This window comes from Brevibacterium sp. SIMBA_078 (assembly GCF_046534565.1).
GTDB lineage: Bacteria > Actinomycetota > Actinomycetes > Actinomycetales > Brevibacteriaceae > Brevibacterium.
Map to the genome: position 1 here is coordinate 1 of NZ_JAWRYQ010000050.1, position 379 is coordinate 379.

Below are 379 nucleotides of genomic sequence, written 5' to 3' on the forward strand. Positions count from 1 at the left end.
GCCAAAAACATTATTTTATGATTGGCTATACCTTAATGCGTTATCCTTAAACGAAGAATTAATTAAAGAAGTTATTAAATATGATGCGTTTACGGATATTGAGTTCAACCCTGGAAAGTCTATAAACTGTCAAGCGAGGTCAGTTGCATTATTTGTAGCTTTGTATAAAACTGGTGAATTAGAAGAAGCCCTGTCTTCTGAGGACAACTTTAAGAAAATCGCATTTAAACATCAGTTAAACAAAGAAAATGTGAAGAAGCAAGAAAACGAAGATTTCAAAGTAGAACAGTTAAATATTTTTAATTTAGATGAATAGCTATTGAAATATTGTGGTGTAAGTTTTAGCCTACATTGATAAATAGTTAACCATTATTATTTG

General features: G+C 29.8%; 1 protein-coding gene. It reads left to right on the forward strand.

Translation table 11 applies throughout. The features are described from left to right. Positions 1–316: DUF6977 family protein (locus tag SB749_RS18815; RefSeq protein ID WP_410711640.1), on the forward strand; the 316-nt coding region annotated here is incomplete at its 5' end. Between the last annotated feature and the right edge of the window lie 63 nt (positions 317–379).